The sequence below is a fragment of the Vibrio nitrifigilis genome (genome assembly GCF_015686695.1).
Classification (GTDB): domain Bacteria; phylum Pseudomonadota; class Gammaproteobacteria; order Enterobacterales; family Vibrionaceae; genus Vibrio; species Vibrio nitrifigilis.
This window is the reverse complement of sequence record NZ_JADPMR010000001.1, coordinates 549,749-571,491: the sequence shown is the minus strand read 5'-3', so window position 1 is coordinate 571,491 and position 21,743 is coordinate 549,749. Positions and strand designations below refer to the sequence as shown.

Below are 21,743 nucleotides of genomic sequence, written 5' to 3'. Positions count from 1 at the left end.
TAAATGACCTTTTAAGTCAATTAGTTACAGCTTATAAATAATTTCACCATGTGGAATATATTGGCTTGCATCAACTGGGCTATGGCTATGTAAATAAGCTTTTAACACTTCAGCATCAACAAAACCTGTATCTACGAACCCTTTATGATCAGTGATTTTAGGATAGCCATCACCACCAGCGGCATTATAGCTTGGTACGCTAAATCGGTAGGTTTTACTTGGATCAAGCGGTTTTCCATGAATCTTCACTTGAGATACACTGCGTTTTCCCACTACCATAGAGATACCAGCAAACTGTGGGTAGGCGCCTGAATCAACAGGTTTTGTTGCCACATTATCTAAATATTTTTTAACATCTGAACCTGACATATCAATGTAAGTAATGGTATTGCTAAATGGCTGAACCATCAGAACACTTTTATATGTCACATCTCCCGGTGTAATTGAACTACGCACACCACCAGAGTTCATAATCGCAAAATCAGCTTTCGTACGCTCCATATGAGCAGTAGCAATCAAACGACCAAGGTTAGTTTGATGGAAACGGACCACTTTACGATCGCCTTCCAGTTTACCTGTTACCGTGGCAACTTTTTGTCCAAGTTTAACCTGCCCTTTATCTTGATATGGCTGAAGCAGTTTCAACATAGCAGGATCTTGCGGTATTTCTTGGGTTGCATACACGCTTTTCGATTCGCCATTAACCTGAACCTTTTTCTTCAAGTTAACCGGTATCAAATGATAACTAACTAAATTGACTTGCCCATTATGAAACTCATAATCAGCACGGCCAACATATTTACCCCATTCAAATGCTTGAACAATTTCGATACCATTTTCTAAATCGGGCTTACACATATCACCAGGTTGGTAATTCACCTTGATATGCGATTTGTCCTGCATACATACTGCATCATGCGTATGACCACCAACAATCAAATCGATATCTTGTTTAGGTAAGTAACGAGCAAGAGAAACATCGCCTGGTGCATTGATACCATAGTGAGCATCATCGTAATGCCCCATATGAGCAACCGCGATAATCATATCAGGATGTTCCGTTTCCTTAAGTTCAGCCACCAATTTTTTAGTTTCAACTTTAGGGTCACGAAAATCGAGGTTTTTTACATAATCAGGGTTACCGACTTTAACCGTGTCTTCTGTGGTTAAACCAATTACCGCAATTTTAATCCCTTGTTTATGCATAATAATGTAGGGTTTAAATACGCGTTTGCCGGTCGTTTTATTGTAAATATTCGCTGACAACATTGGGAAATGCGCCCAACCCTGCTGTTTTGCTAACACGGAAAGAGGATTATCAAATTCATGGTTACCGATCGCCATTGCATCGTAACCCATTAAATTCATACCTTTAATATCAGGTTCTGCATCCAACAAATCGGATTCTGGAACCCCCGTATTCACATCACCTGTAGATAGCAATAATACGCTACCACCTTCTGCTTTAACCTCTTTACGCACACGATCTATGATTGTCTTACGTGCCGCCATACCATATTCGCCTTTGGCATTTTGCCAGAAGTGTCCATGGTTATCGTTGGTATGTAAGATGGTGAGTTTATAGGTTTTATCCGCCGATAACGTGTGAGCTGACTGTTGAGCACAACCGGACAGTAATGCAATCACTGCAGCACTAACGGCTGCTTTTTTAAATAAAGAACTGTTCATCATTATCCCTTGAAATATTTATACCACTGCTGCTTCAATAGAGTTGAATGACTTTTTGGCGTCTAATCTCTATTGATTGGTTTATTGTGACATACAGAGAGGTGTTTGAGGCACTAAAAATCATCACTAAATTTTATGGGTGGTATAAATCCAAGTTTCAGTTCCTTCAGAAACAAAAAGACCATGACTTATCAGCCATGGTCTTTTACTTATTTAGCATAATCAATTATTTAATATCGATTTCACTAAAGCTTTTGATGAGATCATCAAGTGCTTTCATCTGAGCTAGGAATGGTTCCAATTTATCTAAAGGTAAAGCAGATGGACCATCACAACGTGCTTGATCTGGGTTTGGATGCGCTTCAATAAATAAACCGGCAATACCTGTTGCTAAACCAGCTTTAGCCAATTCAACAGTCTGTTGACGACGACCACCCGAAGCGGCACCTGATGGATCGCGCATTTGCAGCGAGTGAGTGACATCGAAAATAATTGGGCTACCTTTAGAGGCATTTTTCATCACACCAAAACCAAGCATATCAACCACAAGGTTATCGTAACCATGGCAAGCACCACGTTCACATAGGATCACTTTATCGTTGCCACATTCAGCGAATTTTTCAACAATGTTACCCACTTGACCTGGGCTCATAAACTGCGGTTTTTTCACGTTAATCACCGCACCAGTTTTTGCCATTGCTTCCACCAAATCAGTCTGACGAGCAAGGAATGCGGGTAATTGAATGACATCAACAACGTCGGCTACAGGTTGAGCTTGGGCTTCGTTGTGAACATCGGTAATGATTTTAACGCCAAAAGTATCTTTGATTTCTTGGAAAATTTTTAACCCTTCTTCCAAGCCAGGACCACGATAAGAATGAACAGAGCTGCGGTTTGCTTTATCGAACGAAGCTTTGAACACGTAAGGAATTCCAAGCTTCTCGGTTACTTTCACATAGTGCTCACAAATCTGCATAGCAAGATCACGTGATTCAAGCACATTCATTCCAGCAAATAGGGTAAATGGTTTATCATTCGCTACTGGAATATCGCCAACATGAACAATTTTCTGTTCCATCTTTTTCTCTCTTTTGGTGTTTAGTGCAAAGTGACATCTGAGTGACTCAATGCATTCACTTGAGTTTTCAATAATTCTGCAGCGGGATCATCCGGACAATGCTCAATAAAATATTGATAGTCGGAAATCGCAACTTGATTACAGTCTAACTGCTGATAGATGAATCCACGATCACGAATTTCATAGGGATCATCAGGGACAAAGGTCAAAGCTAAATCAGTGCAACGTAATGCTAACGTGTAACGCTCTTCACGCAATAATGCACTTTTAAGTAATGCCAACCAACGACCAATAATCGTTGGATGATCAGCCTCTTTAAGGTGTTCTGGTTTTAATTTACTCAGCGGTCCTTTAAGACCAATTAACCAAGCCTGCAACGTATGTTGTGAGACATACTCACCAGAAAATGGATTAATGTATTGAGGCGCTTGCTCTGGCCAACTAACACGCACTAAAAACTGGGTGGGGAAATTAATGCCTTTAAGAGGAAAGCCAAGCTTAGTACCAAAATACAACAGTAACGCACCTAAACTAACCGGAACACCTTTACGACGTTCCAATACTTTATCAATAAACGCATTACTCGAATCAAAATACGCATCACGATCCCCCCTAAACTTCCATTCTTGATAGAAGAGGTGAATGAATGCATCAAAGCGTTGTTGTTCGTTGTTTTCATTGGCTAATGCGAGCTTTGCTTCATCCAAAAGACGTGCCATTTCCGTTTCGGCCCATTCCACTCGCGTGTCAGAGTTAATTGCATTATTGAGTGCAAGAGCACCGTCAACTAACTCCATATTGTCAAAGTCATCATCGGATAAATTTAACATTTACATACTCTGTTTATTAGCTAAAAAACATTGGTAGTTTGGTAACAGCAATTTTTCCTGCCATTGCTAACCAACCTAATGCACCAAGAAATGCGAAAGTCCGTAGCATTTTATTACGCCCAATTTTTAGGGCAAAAACACCTAAAACAATATAAACGACTACGCATGTCAGTTTATCCAGCATCCAAGGAGCAGCTGGAGTAAAAGGAATAAAACCAGTGACAAAAATCAGTCCAACACCGCTTAGTAATAGAACGGTATCCACAATATGGGGGAATACTTTTAAAAATTTGTGCTGTAATTTATCAGAATCCATCATCATCAAAATATAGCGAAGCGTAAGTAGAAAGACGCTGACAGCGATGGCGATTAAGTGTAAATATTTTAGAGAAACGTACATTGCTCTTCCCGTTATAATTGATATTGTCCCAGTGTCACGCGATCTTGCCCCGCGTAATCTTTTTCAGTAACGACGCGACTATAACCGAACTGCTCAAGAATGGTTCTAACGGCATTGCCTTGATCATAACCATGTTCGAACAGCAACCATCCTCCATTTTGCAGATAATCACGAGCTTTATCGCTGATAGTTTTGATGTCTGCTAACCCGTTATCTTTCGCCACTAATGCACTGATTGGCTCAAAACGAACATCACCTTGCGTCAAATGTGGGTCACTTTCTTCAATATAAGGTGGATTTGATACTATCAAAGCAAACTTTGTACCATCAGTGATAGGTTCAAACCAACTTCCTTGCAGAAAAGTGACATTGGATAGGTTTAGGCGCTTACTATTTTCAGTAGCAAGTGCTTGAGCTTCACCACGTAAATCAACCCCAACTAAGCGGCGTTGCGGCAATTCTGACGCTAAAGCTAACGCTATTGCCCCTGTTCCTGTACCTAAATCTAAGATATCACCAGCACAATCAGCCGCTTTATCTAAGGCTAGTTCAACCAAGCGTTCAGTATCAGGACGAGGAATCAGAGTTGATGGTGACACTTTCAATGGTAACGACCAAAACTCACGCTCTCCGATGATGTAAGCAACAGGCTCTCCAGTCACTCTTCGTTCCAACAAAGTGTCAAAACTTTGTTGCTGAGCACTATCTAGTGTTTTATCTGGCCAAGTAAAAAGATAAGAACGCGGTTTTTGTAGAGCGTGGCAAAGAAGTACCGCAGCGTCAATGGCAGGTGAAGTACTGCCGCTGGCAGCAAGTTGAGAAGTTGCCGCCTTTAAGGCGGCATCGATCGTATTTGACATGAATTAGTTTTGTTCAGCTAACGCGGCTAATTGGTCAGCTTGGTGCTCTTGAATGACAGGTTCAATTAGACCTTGCATATCCCCTTCCATAACTTCGCTTAAACGATAAATAGTTAAGTTGATACGGTGGTCTGAAACACGTCCTTGAGGATAGTTATAAGTGCGAATACGGTCACTACGATCACCAGAACCCAATAAGTTACGGCGAGTATCTGAAATCTCAGCAGCACGCTTTGCTTCTTCAGCTTGAGCAATACGAGCAGCCAATACTGACATTGCTTTCGCTTTGTTCTTATGTTGTGAACGTTCATCCTGACACTCAACGACTAAACCGGTCGGCAAGTGGGTAATACGAATGGCAGAATCGGTGGTATTAACGTGCTGACCACCAGCCCCCGATGAACGGAATGTGTCAATTCGTAAATCCACGGAGCGGATTTCTGGAATTTCTGCCTCGGGAATTTCAGGCATAACCGCAACGGTACACGCTGAAGTATGAACTCGACCTTGTGATTCAGTTTCTGGGACACGTTGCACGCGATGGCCACCCGATTCAAATTTTAGAACCCCGTAAGCACCGTCACCCACGACTTTCGCGATCATCTCTTTGTAACCGCCATGTTCAGCTTCATTCGATGACATGACTTCAATTTTCCAACCTTTCTTCTCTGCAAAACGGCTATACATGCGGAACAAGTCACCGGCAAAAATACCTGCTTCATCACCGCCAGCACCAGCACGAATTTCTAAGAAACAGTTGCGCTCATCGTTTGGATCTTTTGGCAACAATAGAATCTCTAGTTCAGCAGTCAAGTTTTCGATTGACTCTTCGGCTGCTTGAATTTCTTCTTCCGCCATTTCACGCATTTCAGCGTCATCTTCCTTCGCCATGTCTTGCGCAGCAACAAGATCTTCTTGAGCCTGTTGATACGCTTGGAAACACTTAGTGATTTCCTCGAGTTGCGAGTACTCCTTAGATAGAGCACGGAACTTATCTTGATCCCCAATGACATCTGGATCGCCCAGAAGCTGTTGAACTTCTTCGTAACGTTCCACAAGGGTTTCAAGCTTTACTAAAATCGACGCTTTCATAGTTTCTTCTTTAAACTCGGGTTAACTTATAATTTTTGGATCGTCTAAACCTAGACTCTCTCTGATCACTGCTAATTTCGCTGGCTCGCCTTGCTCAGCCGCACTCTGCAAAGCTCTGGTTGGTGCATGAATCAACTTATTGGTCAATTTATTACTGAGTTCGATTAACAGTTTTTCCGGATCAGCACCGGTTTCTAAAGCTTGTAGACTTTTGGTCAATAGTTCTTCGCGGATATCGTTAGCATTTTGACGATATTCGCGAATACTATCAACGGCTTGTAGAGAACGCAGCCAAGTCATAAATGAGGCGCTTTCTTCGCTAACAATCGCTTCAGCTTGAATGGCTTCTACTTTTCGCTGCTCCATGTTGCTATCAACAATCGATTGTAAATCATCGACGGAATAGAGATACACATCACTCAATTCACCAACCTGAGATTCAATATCGCGTGGTACTGCAATATCAACCAGCAACATAGGTTGATGTCGACGAGCTTTTAACGCGGTCTCAACCATACCTTTACCAATAATAGGTAATGGGCTAGCCGTTGAACTGATCACAATATCGGCCGCCGGTAAATAGTCAGGAATTTCATTCAATGTAATCACTTCACCACCGAATTCTTCAGCCAATCCCAGCGCCCGTTCTTTAGTACGATTAGCAACGATGATACGTTTGCAATTATGGCTTGCTAGATGTTTTGCTACCAATTCAATCGTTTCACCAGCACCAACAAGTAACACAGTCGCATCTTCAAGCGATTCAAAAATATGTTTAGCTAGAGTGCAAGCTGCATAAGCGACAGATACCGCGTGACCGCCGATTTCCGTTTCAGTCCGTACGCGCTTAGCCACCGAAAACGCTTTTTGAAATAATTTTTCTAATGCAGGATCAACGGCGCGCTGCTCACGGGAGTCCGCATACGCCTGCTTTACCTGACCCAAAATTTGTGGCTCGCCTAGAACTAGCGAATCTAAACCACATGAAACACGCATCAAATGGCGAATAGCCGCTTGCTCTTCATGCAAATATAAGCTGGGTTTAATGTCTTCCAATTTCACATCATGGAACTGAGATAGCCATTCAATGATTTTGTTTTTACTGGTGTTTTTAACGTCACAATAAACTTCAGTGCGGTTACAGGTCGATAAAATGACCCCACCATTCACTGATGAGTTGGTCGATAGTTGCTTAAGTGCATCTTTCAGTTTCTCTGGACCGAAGGCAACTTTTTCTCGCAATTCAACCGACGCTGTATTGTGGTTAATACCAATAGCAAGTAAAGACATCGATAGAGGATTCTCTGGTAAGAAAATTGATCAGGAGCAGAATTTTACTTGATGCCTAACGTGATTGAAAGCCTGTTTCCAATTTGTTTTTCACCGCTTTCTGACATCAATGTTATAGTTTATACCCAAAATAGGCTGGAGTCGTGTTCCACATTTATAATTCTACGGTTGCTTATCTGCCATGAGTTTTTTAGGATTCGACACGCTGCATATGTTGCGCCCCAGGCTTGTGATGGCAACTAAATATTAGCGAGCACTCATATTTTAGACCCTATTAACCTATCTATATATACTTATATACGGTTATAAAATAGAAAAACTTCCTCTATAAAGGATGAGATTTCCATAATGACTTTGGCTAGTAAAAGACTTTATTTAATATTCGCTCTACTCATGACACTTGCCGGCTGTACCACAGTACAAACGCCAGTAACGCAGGTAAACTGGCAGGCACATCAAACTAAATTAGAACAACTCGATCAATACCGTCTGTCCGGTAAATTAGGCTATATTTCACCGCAGAAGCGCCAATCCATGAATTTTCAATGGATAAAATCACCCGATAAAACAGACTTGCGTTTAACCAACTTTCTTGGCCAAACTGTGCTGCACCTTACGGTAGACAGTCACGGTGCAAAAGTAGAAACGTATGATGACCAAGTATTTACAGACCCAAATCCTGAGGTACTCATTACTCGTTTAACTGGGTTAGTTCTGCCATTAAAATCACTCCAAGATTGGATTGTAGGCCTACCAAGTAACGCGGATGATTATATTCTCAACACCAACAATACTCTGGCATCATTAGTCAAAACCATCGGGGGACAACGTTGGTTAGTTACTTACACTGATTACGGCGAATATCCAAAGGGGAAAGAGACGCTACCTCTTCCAACTAAGCTAAAATTGGTGCAAAACCAAACTAAATTACACATCGTTATTACCAAATGGACTCTGCCACAATGATAAGCACCACAACTCACTGGCCTTCGCCCGCCAAACTAAATCTGTTTTTATACATCAATGGGCAAAGAGACAATGGGTATCATGAACTGCAAACGTTATTTCAGTTTTTAGATTATGGCGATGAGCTTGCCATTACTCCCAATCAATCTGGAGAGATAACGATTACTCCTGAGATTGCAGGGTTACCTTTAGAATCAAACCTCATTTGGCAGGCAGCCACCGCCCTGCAAACACAGACAAACACAGCATTGGGCGCAGACATACAACTGAACAAAGTATTGCCCATGGGTGGCGGCATTGGCGGAGGCTCATCCAATGCGGCAACAGCATTGGTTGCATTAAATCTTATCTGGCAAACCAATTTAAGCGACGATCAACTGGCAGAAATTGGACTGGCACTTGGCGCTGATGTTCCCGTTTTTGTGAAAGGATTCGCTGCCTTTGCCGAAGGGGTCGGTGAAAAATTATCCCAAGTTGAACCAGAAGAAAAATGGTACTTGGTGATTCGCCCTAATGTTGCCATTTCGACCAAAGATATTTTCACTCATCCGGATCTCACAAGAAATACGCCTAAGCGAGGATTATCAACCCTTCTAGAGTCACCATACGAAAACGATTGCGAAAAAATTGTCCGATTACTGTACCCAGAGGTTGATAAGAAACTTTCTTGGCTGCTACAATACGCGCCGTCAAGATTGACCGGGACGGGATCTTGCATTTTTGCTGAGTTTTCCAGTGAGCAAGAAGCAACCGCTGTCCTTGCCAAACTTGTTGATAATGTCTCAGCGTTTGTCGCCCAAGGGCGCAATATATCCCCGCTAAAAGAGACACTTGCTGCCTATAGTGCAGCACAGACCCTTTCTATTTAAAAACTGGACGCAACCCTGAGGTTTCCACCGTGCCTGATATGAAGCTATTTGCTGGTAACGCCACACCTGAACTAGCCCAACGTATTGCTGATCGTCTCTACATTTCTCTTGGTGATGCTACAGTTTCCCGTTTCTCTGACGGTGAAGTTGCAGTACAAATCAACGAGAACGTTCGTGGTAGTGATGTATTTATTATTCAATCAACTTGTGCACCAACCAACGACAACCTAATGGAACTGGTGGTGATGATTGATGCAATGCGCCGCGCTTCAGCAGGCCGTATTACTGCTGTAATCCCTTATTTTGGTTATGCTCGCCAAGATCGCCGCGTACGTTCTGCTCGTGTGCCAATCACAGCTAAAGTTGTTGCTGATTTCCTATCTAACGTGGGTGTTGACCGCGTTCTTACCATCGACCTTCATGCTGAACAAATCCAAGGTTTCTTCGACGTTCCTGTTGATAACATTTTCGGCACACCAGTACTTCTAGAAGACATGATCGAACGTGATTTAGAAGATCCAGTCGTTGTTTCTCCTGACCTTGGCGGTGTTGTTCGCGCTCGTGCAACTGCGAAAGCTATGGGTGATATCGACATTGCTATCGTTGATAAACGTCGCCCTCGTGCAAACGTTTCTGAAGTAATGAACCTTATCGGTGACGTTGAAGGTCGTGACTGCATCATCGTTGATGACATGATCGATACAGGTGGTACTCTTTGTAAAGCAGCTGAAGCATTGAAAAACCGCGGCGCAAAACGTGTATTTGCTTACGCAACTCACGCTGTTTTCTCCGGTAATGCAGCGAAAAACATCAAAAGTTCAGTGTTGGATCAAGTCATCGTGACCGATTCAATCACATTGAGCAAAGAAATGGCGGCAACTGGCAAAGTATGTCAATTGACCCTTTCAACTATGCTTGCAGAAGCTATTCGTCGCATCAGTAACGAAGAATCTATTTCAGCGATGTTTAATCAATAAACGTCCAGTTGAATAATAAAGCGCCTTATCGGTTTGGTAAGGCGCTTTTTATTTACCCGCTATTCGCCCTATCTCGCGCCAATCAGTAAATCTGTGCTATCATACGGCGCTTTTCTGTTTACGAAGGGATAATAACCTTGAGTCAACCAATAAAATTATTAGTCGGATTAGGTAATCCGGGGCCTGAATACACCAGAACACGCCACAATGCTGGTGCGTGGGTAATTGAAGAATTGGCACGTATCACCAATACGCCATTAAAAAATGAACCTAAGTTCTATGGTCTTACAGCGCGTATTACGGTTAATGGCTCAGATCTTCGTTTACTGATCCCCACAACATTTATGAACTTATCTGGTAAAGCGGTCTCTGCTATGGCGAAGTTTTACCAGATTGCACCGGAAGAAATCATGATCGCACATGATGAACTTGATCTTCCTCCAGGTGTGGCTAAGTTCAAAAAGGGAGGAGGTCATGGTGGCCATAATGGTCTAAAAGACACCATCTCTAAATTAGGTAACAACAAAGAATTTTACCGTCTGCGGATTGGCATTGGTCATCCCGGACACAAAGATAAAGTAGCAGGCTATGTGTTAGGCAAAGCTCCCGCTAAAGAGCAGGAGTGTTTAGACGCCGTGGTCGATGAATCCGTTCGTTGTCTCGACATTTTGCTTAAAGATGGTCTAACGAAAGCACAAAACCGCTTACACACGTTCAAAGCTGAATAAGGTTATAGTCATGGGTTTTAAATGTGGCATTGTGGGTTTACCAAATGTTGGTAAATCGACTCTTTTTAATGCGCTTACTAAAGCAGGTATTGAAGCGGCTAACTTCCCGTTTTGTACCATCGAACCAAATACAGGTGTCGTTCCTGTTCCGGATTTGCGTTTAGATGCACTCGCAGAAATCGTTAACCCAGAGCGTATTTTACCGACAACCATGGAATTTGTGGATATCGCAGGACTCGTTGCCGGCGCTTCTAAAGGTGAAGGTTTAGGTAACAAATTCCTAGCGAACATCCGCGAAACTGACGCTATCGGTCATGTTGTTCGTTGTTTTGAAAACGAAAACATCGTTCACGTAGCCGGTAAAGTATCGCCACTTGAAGATATTGAAGTCATCAACTTAGAGCTAGCACTTGCTGACTTAGACAGTTGTGAGCGAGCAATGCAACGCCAAGCAAAACGTGCGAAAGGCGGTGATAAAGAGGCGAAGTTTGAAATTTCAGTCCTAGAAAAACTGCTTCCAGTATTCACTGAAGGCGGTTCTGCTCGCTCGGTTGAATTAAGTAAAGAAGAGTTAACCGCTGTAGGTTATCTAAACTTCTTAACCCTTAAGCCAACCATGTACATTGCAAACGTTAACGAAGATGGCTTTGAAGAAAACCCCTATCTTGACGCTGTTCGTGAACATGCTGAGAAAGAAAATGCAGTTGTAGTGCCTGTTTGTGCTGCAATTGAATCTGAAATGGCAGAGCTCGAAGATGAAGAACGTGACGAATTCCTAGCCGATCTTGGCATTGAGGAGCCAGGTTTAAATCGCGTTATTCGTTCTGGCTACGAATTGTTAGATCTTCAAACCTACTTCACTGCTGGTGTTAAAGAAGTTCGCGCATGGACAATTCCTGTAGGAGCAACAGCACCTCAAGCAGCAGGTAAGATTCACACTGACTTCGAACGTGGTTTTATCCGTGCTGAAGTTGTCGGTTATGACGACTTTATTCAATACCGCGGTGAAAACGGCGCAAAAGAAGCAGGTAAATGGCGTCTTGAAGGTAAAGACTACATCGTTAAAGACGGTGATGTAGTTCACTTCCGCTTCAATGTCTAAGCATTAATTCTGTTTACTGTTCAAAAAGCCAACCGCCTGCGGTTGGCTTTTTCTTTTGGCAAAAGAAAGCTGCAAAATTGACTCGGCTCAATATGAATAAAAATGTTGTTTTGCTAGCAGTTTTTGATCATAAACGCGCCTCTTCGTCTAAAAAAAAACCGAACAGTCACTTTTCGGGAATTTATTCAAAAAAACTGTTGACGGTACACGGTCATATCCGCATAATGCGCTCCGTTCTCAACAAGAAGGCAACTTCTTGAAAGAGACAAAAATGGCTACGTAGCTCAGTTGGTTAGAGCACATCACTCATAATGATGGGGTCACAGGTTCGAATCCCGTCGTAGCCACCATTTCCTAAGCACTTTTTGCTAGAGTTTTTAGGAAATTACAATTTAATGTGCGGAAGTGGCGAAATTGGTAGACGCACCAGATTTAGGTTCTGGCGCCGCAAGGTGTGGGAGTTCAAGTCTCCCCTTCCGCACCACTATTTAGATAGCATTAGCTATCACCTTAGGTCTATCGCCAAGTGGTAAGGCAGCGGCTTTTGATGCCGCCATCCCCTGGTTCGAATCCAGGTAGACCTGCCATATTTCAGTAAGTATCAATACTTAAAAAAGTATTGGAACTCAGAGTGAGATTGTATTATATTGTCTCGCTCGAAAAACGGCTACGTAGCTCAGTTGGTTAGAGCACATCACTCATAATGATGGGGTCACAGGTTCGAATCCCGTCGTAGCCACCATTTCCTAAGCACTTTTTGCTAGAGTTTTTAGGAAATTACAATTTAATGTGCGGAAGTGGCGAAATTGGTAGACGCACCAGATTTAGGTTCTGGCGCCGCAAGGTGTGGGAGTTCAAGTCTCCCCTTCCGCACCACTATTTAGATAGCATTAGCTATCACCGTAGGTCTATCGCCAAGTGGTAAGGCAGCGGCTTTTGATGCCGCCATCCCCTGGTTCGAATCCAGGTAGACCTGCCATATTACAACGATGATTTGATTGTCTATCCAAGTCAAATTATCTACAGAACAAGTTGCGGAAGTGGCGAAATTGGTAGACGCACCAGATTTAGGTTCTGGCGCCGCAAGGTGTGGGAGTTCAAGTCTCCCCTTCCGCACCATTATTTAGATAGCATTAGCTATCACCGTAGGTCTATCGCCAAGTGGTAAGGCAGCGGCTTTTGATGCCGCCATTCCCTGGTTCGAATCCAGGTAGACCTGCCATATTACAACGATGATTTGATTGTCTATCCAAGTCAGGTTATCTACAGAACAAGTTGCGGAAGTGGCGAAATTGGTAGACGCACCAGATTTAGGTTCTGGCGCCGCAAGGTGTGGGAGTTCAAGTCTCCCCTTCCGCACCATTATTTAGATAGCATTAGCTATCACCGTAGGTCTATCGCCAAGTGGTAAGGCAGCGGCTTTTGATGCCGCCATTCCCTGGTTCGAATCCAGGTAGACCTGCCATATTACAACGATGATTTGATTGTCTATCCAAGTCAAATTATCTACAGAACAAGTTGCGGAAGTGGCGAAATTGGTAGACGCACCAGATTTAGGTTCTGGCGCCGCAAGGTGTGGGAGTTCAAGTCTCCCCTTCCGCACCATTATTTAGATAGCATTAGCTATCACCGTAGGTCTATCGCCAAGTGGTAAGGCAGCGGCTTTTGATGCCGCCATTCCCTGGTTCGAATCCAGGTAGACCTGCCATATTACAACGATGATTTGATTGTCTATCCAAGTCAAATTATCTACAGAACAAGTTGCGGAAGTGGCGAAATTGGTAGACGCACCAGATTTAGGTTCTGGCGCCGCAAGGTGTGGGAGTTCAAGTCTCCCCTTCCGCACCACTATTTAGAGTGGCTACGTAGCTCAGTTGGTTAGAGCACATCACTCATAATGATGGGGTCACAGGTTCGAATCCCGTCGTAGCCACCATTTATAATTTTCACTTGATCCAACCTCTCGGTTAGAGAATTGACTGACACTATATAGCGTGCCGCTTTCAACGAGCTTAAGAGCCTAATTCTTATCTCCGCACCAGTGCTTCAAGTGAGTTTACCGCAGGTCTATCGCCAAGCGGTAAGGCTACGGGTTCTGATCCCGTCATCCCAGGTTCGAATCCTGGTAGACCTGCCATACACAACGATGATTCGATATAGTCTATCCGAGTCGAGTTATCTACAGAATAAGTTGCGGAAGTGGCGAAATTGGTAGACGCACCAGATTTAGGTTCTGGCGCCGCAAGGTGTGGGAGTTCAAGTCTCCCCTTCCGCACCATATTAACAAAACCCAGCTTCGGCTGGGTTTTGTTTTATCTGGTGGTTATACCTAGACAAAAAAATCCAGCCGAAGCTGGATTTTGGTCTTTGAAAGGGGAAATATCTTTTAACCAAGTAACGCAAGTGCCGCTTGAGGCGCCTGTTTTGCTTGAGCCAATACTGAGCTTGATGCTTGCCCCAGTATTTGTGACTTCGTTAATGCCGTTGTTTCTTTGGCAAAATCCGTATCTTTAATACGACTCTTAGATGCATTCACATTTTCGTTAATGTTATCTAAGTTGCTAATTGCATGTCCAAATCGGTTTTGGAATGCACCCAATTCCGCCCGGTTACTATCAACATATTTCAATGCTGAGTCGACTACAGCAACAGCTTGCTGAGCGCCTCCGACCGTCGTCACATCAATATCATTAACCGTTTCTGCTTTGCCAGCTCCCATATTAAGCTCACCAGCTAAACTGCCACCGAATGTTAATGGGCCAGACACTTTGCTACTGTCGGTAAACATTTGCAGCTTACCATCTTGATCAACGGATGCTGATATTAGATTGGTTTGACCATTTATATAGGTTGCTAACTCTTCAATATCATCGCCTTTTTTTGCTTTAATATTGATCGTTTGATCTTGGCCACTCATTTTATCTTTGAGAGTAATCGTTAGATCATTCGCGCCCTCTTTAACGCTCCAATCTTTGCCCTTACTATTTTGAGCAACATACGCACTGCCACCCATCAAGCTTGTGTCACTGCGCATACTGTTAAGGTTAAGATTTACCGCCTCGCCACTCATTGCGCCGATTTGAAATGCCTTACTACCAAATGTACCATTGAGTAGCTTATTTCCACCAAATGAGGTGGTTTCCGCCACACGGTTAAGTTCGTCATTCAAAGCCGTCACTTCTTCCTGAATCGCTTGACGATCAGACTTAGAGTTTGAGCCGTTAGACGATTGTAAAGATAGATCACGTATGCGTTGTAGAATATTGGTTGTCTCTTTCATTGCGCCTTCAGCTGTCTGCGCAATAGAGATACCATCATTCGCATTTCGTACAGCGACGTCTAAACCACGACTCTGAACATTTAAGCGATTCGAAATTTGCAGCCCAGCTGCATCATCCTTAGCGCTATTAATGCGAAACCCTGAAGATAACCGTTCCATTGAATTTTGCTGAGCTGCGCTCGCGCTATTCAAGTAACGCTGTGCCGTCATTGCTGACACGTTCGTATTAACATTTACCGCCATTGTGGTGCCTCCTAGTGATTTTCCGACTTAGCGGAACTCCCGAGCGGTTTCCGACGTCTCGGAAAACCAGTAGTTCTCTCAAAGTTATCTCTAATAGCGGCCTATTTATCGGCTACTTTAGATAAAGCGGATAAAAAAGAACCAAATCGTAGGAAGATTCACCAAGTTGTGCTCACTCACACGAAACACAAAGAAACACCAAGAAATCGCTAAAGTTTTCTATAGATCTGACGAATGGTTTTATCTTAATAAAAGACTCAGTAAATAAATAACAAGATGGAGAGAAGTCAGAATGGAGAAAAAGAAAAGCCCCTTTCCTTTGAGAGAACCGGGGCTATTGGTATTTAGCCATCGCCAATGTGGAGATCAAGAGAAATGAACACATGGCTGACCATTCGCATGACTACATCAAATAAAAAGCAGGTTTGATTGAGAGAGCTTTTTACATTTCAATAATCATACGTTGCCAAAGAAGCCTCATCACACACTCACGTCTGAGCTCATTGATGAAGCCTCCAAGATTACTGCAATAATTTCATTGCAGCATTTGGCAACTGTTTCGCTTGGGCAAGGATAGATGTCCCAGCCTGTTGCAGAATTTGTGCTTTGGTAAGTTCAGTGGTTTCTTTCGCAAAGTCGGTATCTTTAATACGACTTTTTGATGCTTCCACGTTTTCTTGAATGTTAGATAAGTTACTGATGCTATGACCCAAGCGGTTTTGTTTTGCACCAAGGTCTGCACGCTGCGCATCCACGTATTTTAACGCAGCATCGAGCACACCAACCGCGTTTTGTGAACCACCAACTGTAGTAATATCAATATCATTAACTGTAGTTTTTTGACCGGGGCCGCCATTAAGGCCTAATTCAGAAGCTAAACCACCCGATATATTTAGGTTACCTTGCATGCCGTACTGAGGCATAAATAATTGTAACTTACCATCTTGGTCGACAGAGGCTTTCAAGTCATCTGTTTGACCATTGATATAGGTAGCAAGTTCCTCAATATCATCACCTGGTTTTGCCATAATATCGATTGTTACAGGTTTACCTGCGCCATCAGTGTATTCAAACTTAAGATCGCGTCCTTGTGGAGGAACCCCCCAATCTTTTGTTTTACCGTTTAACGCTTTAAAAGTTTCGCCACCCATACGATAATCATCAGCACGAACACTGGTTAAACCAACGATGATCGCTTCACCTGAGCTCGAACCGATTTGGAATGCAGACTCACCAAAAGTACCGTTCAGTAACTTACGACCACCAAATGATGTCGTTTCAGCAATTCGATTCAACTCATCTTGCAAAGCTGTCGATTCTTCATTCAACGCCTTACGTTCAGATGCCGAGTTGGTACCGTTAGCGGATTGCAAAGCCAAATCACGCATACGCTGTAAAATGTTAGTCGATTCATTCATTGCCCCTTCAGCTGTTTGGGCAATTGAAATTCCGTCATTGGCGTTACGCATTGCTACTTCCAAACCACGAGACTGCGCGCTCAAACGGTTTGATATTTGTAGACCCGCTGCATCATCTTTTGCACTGTTAATACGGTTACCTGATGACAAACGCTCCATTGACGTATTAAGTTCGTTTGAAGCTTTGTTTAGGTAACGCTGAGCCGTCATTGCCGAGACGTTAGTATTTACGTTAATGGTCATAGTTTGCTCTCCTGTCGAGTTCGCAAGCCCTTTGCGAAGCGGTCAGCTTTACTCTGTTTGGAAGCATGACCGGTAATCACTGGGTTAAACCAGCTCAATGCCAGTTTAATCGGGTATTCACCCTATAAATTGTTTAATTCAATTACTGTGCCAACTTATAAGCTGGGAATTAAAAAATTAAATTATTCAGCTTATTCAATTGGTTACATATATAACGATCAATACAATCTATTGCATAAGCATTTAGATTGCCACCAGCTACAGAGGGCGTTGCCGCTCAGTTGCCGCTTTTTGCCTACCTAGTAGATAGAGCAACTTTCAGGCCAATATTTAACCAAACTCCCTTCGCTCATACGGCATTGCACGTAAGGCATTGAAGGTTAGATATAATTAAATAAAGTTAAATCTTTCGTTTTACCAAATGCTTTCTGTGACGCTTCTAAAGCTCGCGTATTTTCATTGAATTCAATAACGGCATCCGAATAATCAAGATCTTCAAATTCGCTTTTAGACTTAGCTAAACTCAGCTTGAAATCCTGATGTTGTTCTTCTTGAATATCTAACGTATCAAGTCGCGCACCGATATCAGTTCGTGCTTTATTCAAATGAATAAACGCATGATGCAGTTCTTCCGTCGCTTGTTGAAGTTTGGCGGTGGCAGAAGCATCTGAAACCGAAGCTTTTGAATATTCGACGGCATCTTTAAAACTATCGAAAATGCTGTACGTTTTACGCGGTGTTAAATCCAATTCGTCACCGGCGGTAATTTGCCCTTTCACGTGAATTGTGAGTACATTATTGCCGCTTTGATATTTAATCCCTTCTTTAGGATCAAATTCACTCGCCTGAACAACGCTGCCGTTTTGTGATAACTGATAACCAAATTTACCTGTTGGTAATTTATTAAAGGTCACTTTATAGGTTGAGTCGTCGTTAGTATCAGTATTGGTTGCGCGCTCAAGCAGTAACTCTGAGCCCTTATTCAACTTATAATCAGGTTCGTAATCACCAAATGGATTATCAATTTCCATGAATAACTTGCTACCAGGACTGTTAAATGGCATTTCTTGACTATTTGAAATACGCATTTTGCGCTGGTAATCATCACCGGAATAAGAAACATTGCCTTCGTTATCCCGAAAAAATGGCTGATTTTTAGGCTTGGTGCCAGCAAAAATATAGTTACCGGATTCATCCTGTGAATTAGCCAAATTGAGAAAGTTACTTCCCATCTCTTCAAGTTCTCGGGCATGTGCTTCGCGATCTTGTGGTGATAATGAACCGTTAATCATTTCCATCACATTACGTGTCGCATCATCAGCAAAATCTTCCGCATTAGACATCAACACTTCTTGGTGCTCTAGTCGATTTCGGACCAATGTAATAGCATCGAGATACTGACGAATCTGCTCTTCTTGTTGAGATACATTTTGAATGTAATGAGTCGCCAATGGATTATCTGCCGCTGATAACAATTTTTTACCTGACGCTAATTGCGCTTGGTTATGGTGAACTTTTGTTTCCTGACGACGTAAATCATTTTGCACAGTCTGATAGTTGTGGAAGCTAGAGATACGGTTGATCATTTACTCTCCTCCCTCTATCTCAATGCCAATATTGTTTTGAACGTATCATTAGCAGCTTGGATGATACGAGACGATGCCATATACGCCTGCTGAAATTTCATCATATTAGCCGCTTCTTCATCCAAGTTTACCCCGGAAACAGAAGCCACTCGATCCGCTGCGTTTTGCTGCTCTAAACGCGCAACATCCGTCAAGCGTGATGCTGTAGATAGCTTCAACCCAGTATTGGTATTCAAGTTGTGATAAACATCGATCAACGTGGACTCGTTATCATCCAAATTTTTCGCATTTTGAATATCAATCATCTTACGCAAGTTACCGTTATCTCCTTCAGAAGGGACAAGGTTGGCGGTAAATTTATCTTTGGGTAATGCCCCTGAGGTTAACTCAAACTGTGTACCTTGGTAGCTGACCGGTCCGCTTGGTGGATAGGCTTGATTGTCCAGCAACACTTTGCCGTTCTTATCACGAATCGAAAACATATCGCCTTTATCATTAATCACGACTTGGAACTCTCGCAGAGCGCCAGCTTCTTTGATAGTGAACTTAGCTTTACCTTGAGCAAATGTATTTGATGCCTCATAACTTTGAGCAGCAAGCTTCTCCGCATCGGTAAACTGAACTTTAATATCACCAGCACCACTTCGAGTTGGACGAATCAACACGCGTTCCCCTGTATCAGGCGCGTTATTGACCTGAATCCGCATCCCGTCTAATTCGCTGAGATCACCATTAGCGTTCTGCACATACAGATTGCCACCACTTTCGATTAAGGTTTTTTTATCGCCATTAGGCATGGTGGCAATATAATCACTGCCATCGTATTGCAGGGAATACTCGCCACCTTTGAGTGCAGATACATCATCAATATAAACCGCCATATCAGCACTTGAGTTACTGGCTGTTACTACACGTGATTTAGCAATACGTTCTGAGTTAACATCGGTAAATAAGTCATCGCCAACATCACCATTGAGATCTAAACCTTGTTTTTGTAGTTTGTTCACTTGGTAGGAAAATGCCGTTGACATACGACCAATTTCATCCAAAAGATCGGGAATGTTTTTATCACGCATTTCAAATAAAGCACCAAGCTTACCGCCGATATCACGATGAGTAATCGGTTTAACCGCACCACCTTCTACCATGGCCAAACGACGCTGTTTAACATCTGGATACCCATCAATCATTTTTAATTGACTCGCTTCTGTACCAGAAACCAAGGTATTGCCATTACCGATGTGGACGTTAAAACCTTCACCATTTTTACGTGGGGTTACCGTAACTTTGGTATATTGTGAAAGCTCTTTAATTAATTTTTCGTGCTTGTCCATCAAATCATTATGTGGACCGGGTTCTCTCATCATCAAACGTTGTAAATCACGAATTTCAATGGCCAGTTGGTTAATGCGTTTAATCCCAACGGTTAACCCTTCGTTTGTATTTTCGTATTGACGACGAACCGTTTCGTGAAAGTCATTTAAGTTCTGCGCAATAATGTTGGCTTTTTCTAACACGACTTTACGCGCGCCAACATCATTTGGTGTATCGGATGATGTTTTTACCGCATCAAACCAATCGTTTAAATTTTGAGGGATTTTCTTTGAAGCAACCGAAGAAAGTAACTTAGAGAGCATTTCTAAATTTTCTTCGTGATCGCGCTTATTTGAGAAGTTGGTAGTGGCAAGGTTCAGCTCTTTAACGGCAAATTGATCCCAAGAGCGGCGAACATTGTCCACATGGACACCCATACCATAAGTTTGCCCACCAAATTGGCGAGGCATATTGGTCCCTTGGATCACAGACTGACGACTGTAACCCTCTGTATTAACATTAGAAATGTTATGACCAGTGGTATTGAGTTGTCTCTGAGAGGTAAGAACACTTTGCCTACCTATATTCAGAAGATCAGACGCCATATTGCCCCCAAAAACCTGTAAAAACACCAGCAAAAACTGGCTCCCTACAGAGATAAAGCAACATATATGCCAATTAATGTTTTAGTCGGTAAGCGGTAGAAATATAAGAAGAAAAACAAGGAGGTCGAAAATAAAATACCGGTTACTCAGACAGCAACCGGCATACGATTTTCTACGTAGAACGACTCTATCTACAAATCTGTCAATCGGTTATAAGATTAAATCTTATTCATCGATTCGATTTGCGATTTCAATTTCAATACCTTATCTGCGTAATTTGGATCGGTTGCATAACCTGCCTGATGGATATTACGGATAAAGTTTTCATCCCCTTTCTGAGCAAGCGCATTACTGTAACGAGGATTGTTCTTCAAGAAGTGCACATAATCATCAAAACTGGCTTGATAACTTGGGTAAGCACGAAAAGCAGCTTTTTCCATCACTGGGGTATTATCTTGATATTCCAGTGTTTGAGTCGCGATCTTATCCCCTTTCCATCCAGAGCTTGCTTTTATATTGAAAAGGTTATTACTTGTTTCACGCGCATTCTTCACCATTTTTTGTCCCCAACCGGTCTCTAGAGCGGCTTGAGCCAATAACAAGGTAGAATCAACCCCTAGCATTTTGGCGGCTTTATCTGCATAAGGCTTCATTGTTTTGACAAAAGACTGTGGCGAATCAAATTTGGTTGCAGTGCTGCTTACTGGCACTTTTGTAGCTGGTTCTGAAGATACATGTATCGGTGTTGCCAACTGCTCTGAAGCTTTCTCTGCTCTGACTTGATGAACACGTTCCATTGCATCATGGAAAGTTCGCTCACCTTGATCATTCACTAGGTTAGCCTGAGAAAGCTGTTTAACTATCATATCAGCAAGTCCTAATGAGCCATGAGCACTTAAGCTGCTTGCCATCTGTTCATCTTTCATTTTTTGATACATGTCGCCTGCTTGGCTATCAAACATGCCAGATTTAAACGCAGAGTTTGCATCACGCATCGACTTTAACATCATCGACGTAAAAATAGATTCAAACTGACGCGCCGCCGCTTGCAAAGCTTCTTTCTCAGAAGCTTTATCCCCTTTCACCGCTTTTTTACGAAGGCTATCAAGTCCAGCAATATCTTGGATAAAGCCAATGTCATTTGCGTTATTGATTGAGTTTGCCATGCCACTG

17 protein-coding genes and 16 tRNA genes are annotated in these 21,743 nt (G+C 42.6%); 21 read left to right on the top strand and 12 right to left on the bottom strand.

Features of this window, described 5'->3' with window-relative positions; all coding sequences use genetic code 11:
• Positions 1-24 precede the first annotated feature (24 nt).
• From ushA to hemA, 7 genes are all read right to left on the bottom strand, one after another.
• Positions 25-1,689 (bottom strand): bifunctional UDP-sugar hydrolase/5'-nucleotidase UshA, encoded by a 1,665-nt coding sequence (ushA, locus tag I1A42_RS02590; RefSeq protein WP_196123764.1) that lies wholly within the window; start codon positions 1,687-1,689, stop codon positions 25-27.
• Positions 1,690-1,915: 226 nt separating this feature from the next.
• Positions 1,916-2,767 (bottom strand): 3-deoxy-8-phosphooctulonate synthase, encoded by an 852-nt coding sequence (gene kdsA, locus I1A42_RS02585; RefSeq protein WP_161153343.1) that lies wholly within the window; start codon positions 2,765-2,767, stop codon positions 1,916-1,918.
• A gap of 20 nt (positions 2,768-2,787) precedes the next feature.
• Complete coding sequence (locus I1A42_RS02580) at positions 2,788-3,597, bottom strand: SirB1 family protein (RefSeq protein ID WP_161153342.1); 810 nt, start codon at positions 3,595-3,597, stop codon at positions 2,788-2,790.
• A gap of 16 nt (positions 3,598-3,613) precedes the next feature.
• Positions 3,614-3,997, bottom strand: a complete 384-nt coding sequence (locus I1A42_RS02575; protein WP_161153341.1) for a SirB2 family protein — start codon at positions 3,995-3,997, stop codon at positions 3,614-3,616.
• 11 nt (positions 3,998-4,008) lie between these two features.
• Entirely contained in the window at positions 4,009-4,857 is an 849-nt protein-coding gene (gene prmC, locus I1A42_RS02570) for a peptide chain release factor N(5)-glutamine methyltransferase (protein ID WP_196122571.1), read from the bottom strand.
• Between the two features lie 3 nt (positions 4,858-4,860).
• Entirely contained in the window at positions 4,861-5,949 is a 1,089-nt protein-coding gene (prfA, locus tag I1A42_RS02565) for a peptide chain release factor 1 (RefSeq protein ID WP_161153339.1), read from the bottom strand.
• Between the two features lie 21 nt (positions 5,950-5,970).
• On the bottom strand, positions 5,971-7,239 hold the full coding sequence (gene hemA, locus I1A42_RS02560) for a glutamyl-tRNA reductase (RefSeq protein WP_161153338.1): 1,269 nt from the start codon (positions 7,237-7,239) through the stop codon (positions 5,971-5,973).
• A 348-nt stretch (positions 7,240-7,587) separates the two neighbouring features.
• Here hemA and lolB point away from each other — a divergent pair, with 348 nt between their 5' ends.
• The 21 genes from lolB (at position 7,588) to I1A42_RS02455 (ending at position 14,159) form a co-directional block, all read left to right on the top strand.
• Positions 7,588-8,205 carry a lipoprotein insertase outer membrane protein LolB gene (lolB, locus tag I1A42_RS02555; RefSeq protein WP_161152915.1) on the top strand — a complete coding sequence of 206 codons (618 nt, stop codon included), beginning with the start codon at positions 7,588-7,590 and terminating at the stop codon, positions 8,203-8,205.
• Positions 8,187-9,074, top strand: a complete 888-nt coding sequence (gene ispE / locus I1A42_RS02550) for a 4-(cytidine 5'-diphospho)-2-C-methyl-D-erythritol kinase (RefSeq protein ID WP_196122570.1) — start codon at positions 8,187-8,189, stop codon at positions 9,072-9,074. The genes lolB and ispE overlap by 19 nt, the downstream gene beginning before the upstream one ends.
• A gap of 29 nt (positions 9,075-9,103) precedes the next feature.
• Positions 9,104-10,051, top strand: coding sequence for a ribose-phosphate pyrophosphokinase (locus I1A42_RS02545; protein ID WP_161152917.1), 948 nt, complete (start codon positions 9,104-9,106; stop codon positions 10,049-10,051).
• A 137-nt stretch (positions 10,052-10,188) separates the two neighbouring features.
• Positions 10,189-10,779 carry an aminoacyl-tRNA hydrolase gene (pth, locus tag I1A42_RS02540; RefSeq protein ID WP_161152918.1) on the top strand — a complete coding sequence of 197 codons (591 nt, stop codon included), beginning with the start codon at positions 10,189-10,191 and terminating at the stop codon, positions 10,777-10,779.
• Between the two features lie 10 nt (positions 10,780-10,789).
• On the top strand, positions 10,790-11,881 hold the full coding sequence (gene ychF, locus I1A42_RS02535) for a redox-regulated ATPase YchF (RefSeq protein ID WP_161152919.1): 1,092 nt from the start codon (positions 10,790-10,792) through the stop codon (positions 11,879-11,881).
• 273 nt (positions 11,882-12,154) lie between these two features.
• Positions 12,155-12,231: transfer RNA gene (locus tag I1A42_RS02530), tRNA-Met, on the top strand.
• 49 nt (positions 12,232-12,280) lie between these two features.
• Positions 12,281-12,365: transfer RNA gene (locus I1A42_RS02525), tRNA-Leu, on the top strand.
• A 28-nt stretch (positions 12,366-12,393) separates the two neighbouring features.
• Positions 12,394-12,468 (top strand) — tRNA-Gln (locus I1A42_RS02520).
• 78 nt (positions 12,469-12,546) lie between these two features.
• A tRNA-Met gene (locus I1A42_RS02515) sits at positions 12,547-12,623 on the top strand.
• Between the two features lie 49 nt (positions 12,624-12,672).
• Positions 12,673-12,757: transfer RNA gene (locus I1A42_RS02510), tRNA-Leu, on the top strand.
• A 28-nt stretch (positions 12,758-12,785) separates the two neighbouring features.
• A tRNA-Gln gene (locus I1A42_RS02505) sits at positions 12,786-12,860 on the top strand.
• A 55-nt stretch (positions 12,861-12,915) separates the two neighbouring features.
• Positions 12,916-13,000, top strand: a tRNA-Leu gene (locus I1A42_RS02500).
• Positions 13,001-13,028: 28 nt separating this feature from the next.
• Positions 13,029-13,103, top strand: a tRNA-Gln gene (locus I1A42_RS02495).
• Positions 13,104-13,158: 55 nt separating this feature from the next.
• Positions 13,159-13,243, top strand: a tRNA-Leu gene (locus I1A42_RS02490).
• Positions 13,244-13,271: 28 nt separating this feature from the next.
• Positions 13,272-13,346, top strand: a tRNA-Gln gene (locus I1A42_RS02485).
• 55 nt (positions 13,347-13,401) lie between these two features.
• A tRNA-Leu gene (locus I1A42_RS02480) sits at positions 13,402-13,486 on the top strand.
• A gap of 28 nt (positions 13,487-13,514) precedes the next feature.
• Positions 13,515-13,589: transfer RNA gene (locus I1A42_RS02475), tRNA-Gln, on the top strand.
• A gap of 55 nt (positions 13,590-13,644) precedes the next feature.
• A tRNA-Leu gene (locus tag I1A42_RS02470) sits at positions 13,645-13,729 on the top strand.
• Between the two features lie 11 nt (positions 13,730-13,740).
• A tRNA-Met gene (locus I1A42_RS02465) sits at positions 13,741-13,817 on the top strand.
• 127 nt (positions 13,818-13,944) lie between these two features.
• Positions 13,945-14,018: transfer RNA gene (locus I1A42_RS02460), tRNA-Gln, on the top strand.
• A 56-nt stretch (positions 14,019-14,074) separates the two neighbouring features.
• Positions 14,075-14,159: transfer RNA gene (locus tag I1A42_RS02455), tRNA-Leu, on the top strand.
• 108 nt (positions 14,160-14,267) lie between these two features.
• Here I1A42_RS02455 and I1A42_RS02450 read toward each other — a convergent pair.
• The 5 genes from I1A42_RS02450 to flgJ all read right to left on the bottom strand — a co-directional run bounded on the left by I1A42_RS02450 (position 14,268) and on the right by flgJ (position 21,736).
• Positions 14,268-15,404, bottom strand: a complete 1,137-nt coding sequence (locus I1A42_RS02450; RefSeq protein ID WP_161152920.1) for a flagellin — start codon at positions 15,402-15,404, stop codon at positions 14,268-14,270.
• Positions 15,405-15,925: 521 nt separating this feature from the next.
• Entirely contained in the window at positions 15,926-17,065 is a 1,140-nt protein-coding gene (locus I1A42_RS02445; protein ID WP_161152921.1) for a flagellin, read from the bottom strand.
• A gap of 380 nt (positions 17,066-17,445) precedes the next feature.
• Positions 17,446-18,651, bottom strand: a complete 1,206-nt coding sequence (flgL, locus tag I1A42_RS02440; RefSeq protein WP_196122569.1) for a flagellar hook-associated protein FlgL — start codon at positions 18,649-18,651, stop codon at positions 17,446-17,448.
• Between the two features lie 14 nt (positions 18,652-18,665).
• A complete protein-coding gene (flgK, locus tag I1A42_RS02435; protein ID WP_196122568.1) occupies positions 18,666-20,570 on the bottom strand; it encodes a flagellar hook-associated protein FlgK in 1,905 nt (634 codons plus the stop codon).
• A 218-nt stretch (positions 20,571-20,788) separates the two neighbouring features.
• A complete protein-coding gene (gene flgJ, locus I1A42_RS02430) occupies positions 20,789-21,736 on the bottom strand; it encodes a flagellar assembly peptidoglycan hydrolase FlgJ (RefSeq protein WP_196122566.1) in 948 nt (315 codons plus the stop codon).
• Positions 21,737-21,743 lie beyond the last annotated feature (7 nt).

What these genes read in the sequence shown, in the direction of transcription:
- flgL (WP_196122569.1), bottom strand. Translation starts at nt 18,651, where the DNA reads ATGATCAACCGTATCTCTAGCTTCCACAACTATCAGACTGTGCAAAAT.
- ispE (WP_196122570.1), top strand. Translation starts at nt 8,187, where the DNA reads ATGGACTCTGCCACAATGATAAGCACCACAACTCACTGGCCTTCGCCC.
- prmC (WP_196122571.1), bottom strand. Translation starts at nt 4,857, where the DNA reads ATGTCAAATACGATCGATGCCGCCTTAAAGGCGGCAACTTCTCAACTT.
- I1A42_RS02575 (WP_161153341.1), bottom strand. Translation starts at nt 3,997, where the DNA reads ATGTACGTTTCTCTAAAATATTTACACTTAATCGCCATCGCTGTCAGC.
- I1A42_RS02580 (WP_161153342.1), bottom strand. Translation starts at nt 3,597, where the DNA reads ATGTTAAATTTATCCGATGATGACTTTGACAATATGGAGTTAGTTGAC.
- ychF (WP_161152919.1), top strand. Translation starts at nt 10,790, where the DNA reads ATGGGTTTTAAATGTGGCATTGTGGGTTTACCAAATGTTGGTAAATCG.
- I1A42_RS02450 (WP_161152920.1), bottom strand. Translation starts at nt 15,404, where the DNA reads ATGGCGGTAAATGTTAATACGAACGTGTCAGCAATGACGGCACAGCGT.
- ushA (WP_196123764.1), bottom strand. Translation starts at nt 1,689, where the DNA reads ATGAACAGTTCTTTATTTAAAAAAGCAGCCGTTAGTGCTGCAGTGATT.
- kdsA (WP_161153343.1), bottom strand. Translation starts at nt 2,767, where the DNA reads ATGGAACAGAAAATTGTTCATGTTGGCGATATTCCAGTAGCGAATGAT.
- prfA (WP_161153339.1), bottom strand. Translation starts at nt 5,949, where the DNA reads ATGAAAGCGTCGATTTTAGTAAAGCTTGAAACCCTTGTGGAACGTTAC.
- flgJ (WP_196122566.1), bottom strand. Translation starts at nt 21,736, where the DNA reads ATGGCAAACTCAATCAATAACGCAAATGACATTGGCTTTATCCAAGAT.
- I1A42_RS02445 (WP_161152921.1), bottom strand. Translation starts at nt 17,065, where the DNA reads ATGACCATTAACGTAAATACTAACGTCTCGGCAATGACGGCTCAGCGT.
- hemA (WP_161153338.1), bottom strand. Translation starts at nt 7,239, where the DNA reads ATGTCTTTACTTGCTATTGGTATTAACCACAATACAGCGTCGGTTGAA.
- lolB (WP_161152915.1), top strand. Translation starts at nt 7,588, where the DNA reads ATGACTTTGGCTAGTAAAAGACTTTATTTAATATTCGCTCTACTCATG.
- flgK (WP_196122568.1), bottom strand. Translation starts at nt 20,570, where the DNA reads ATGGCGTCTGATCTTCTGAATATAGGTAGGCAAAGTGTTCTTACCTCT.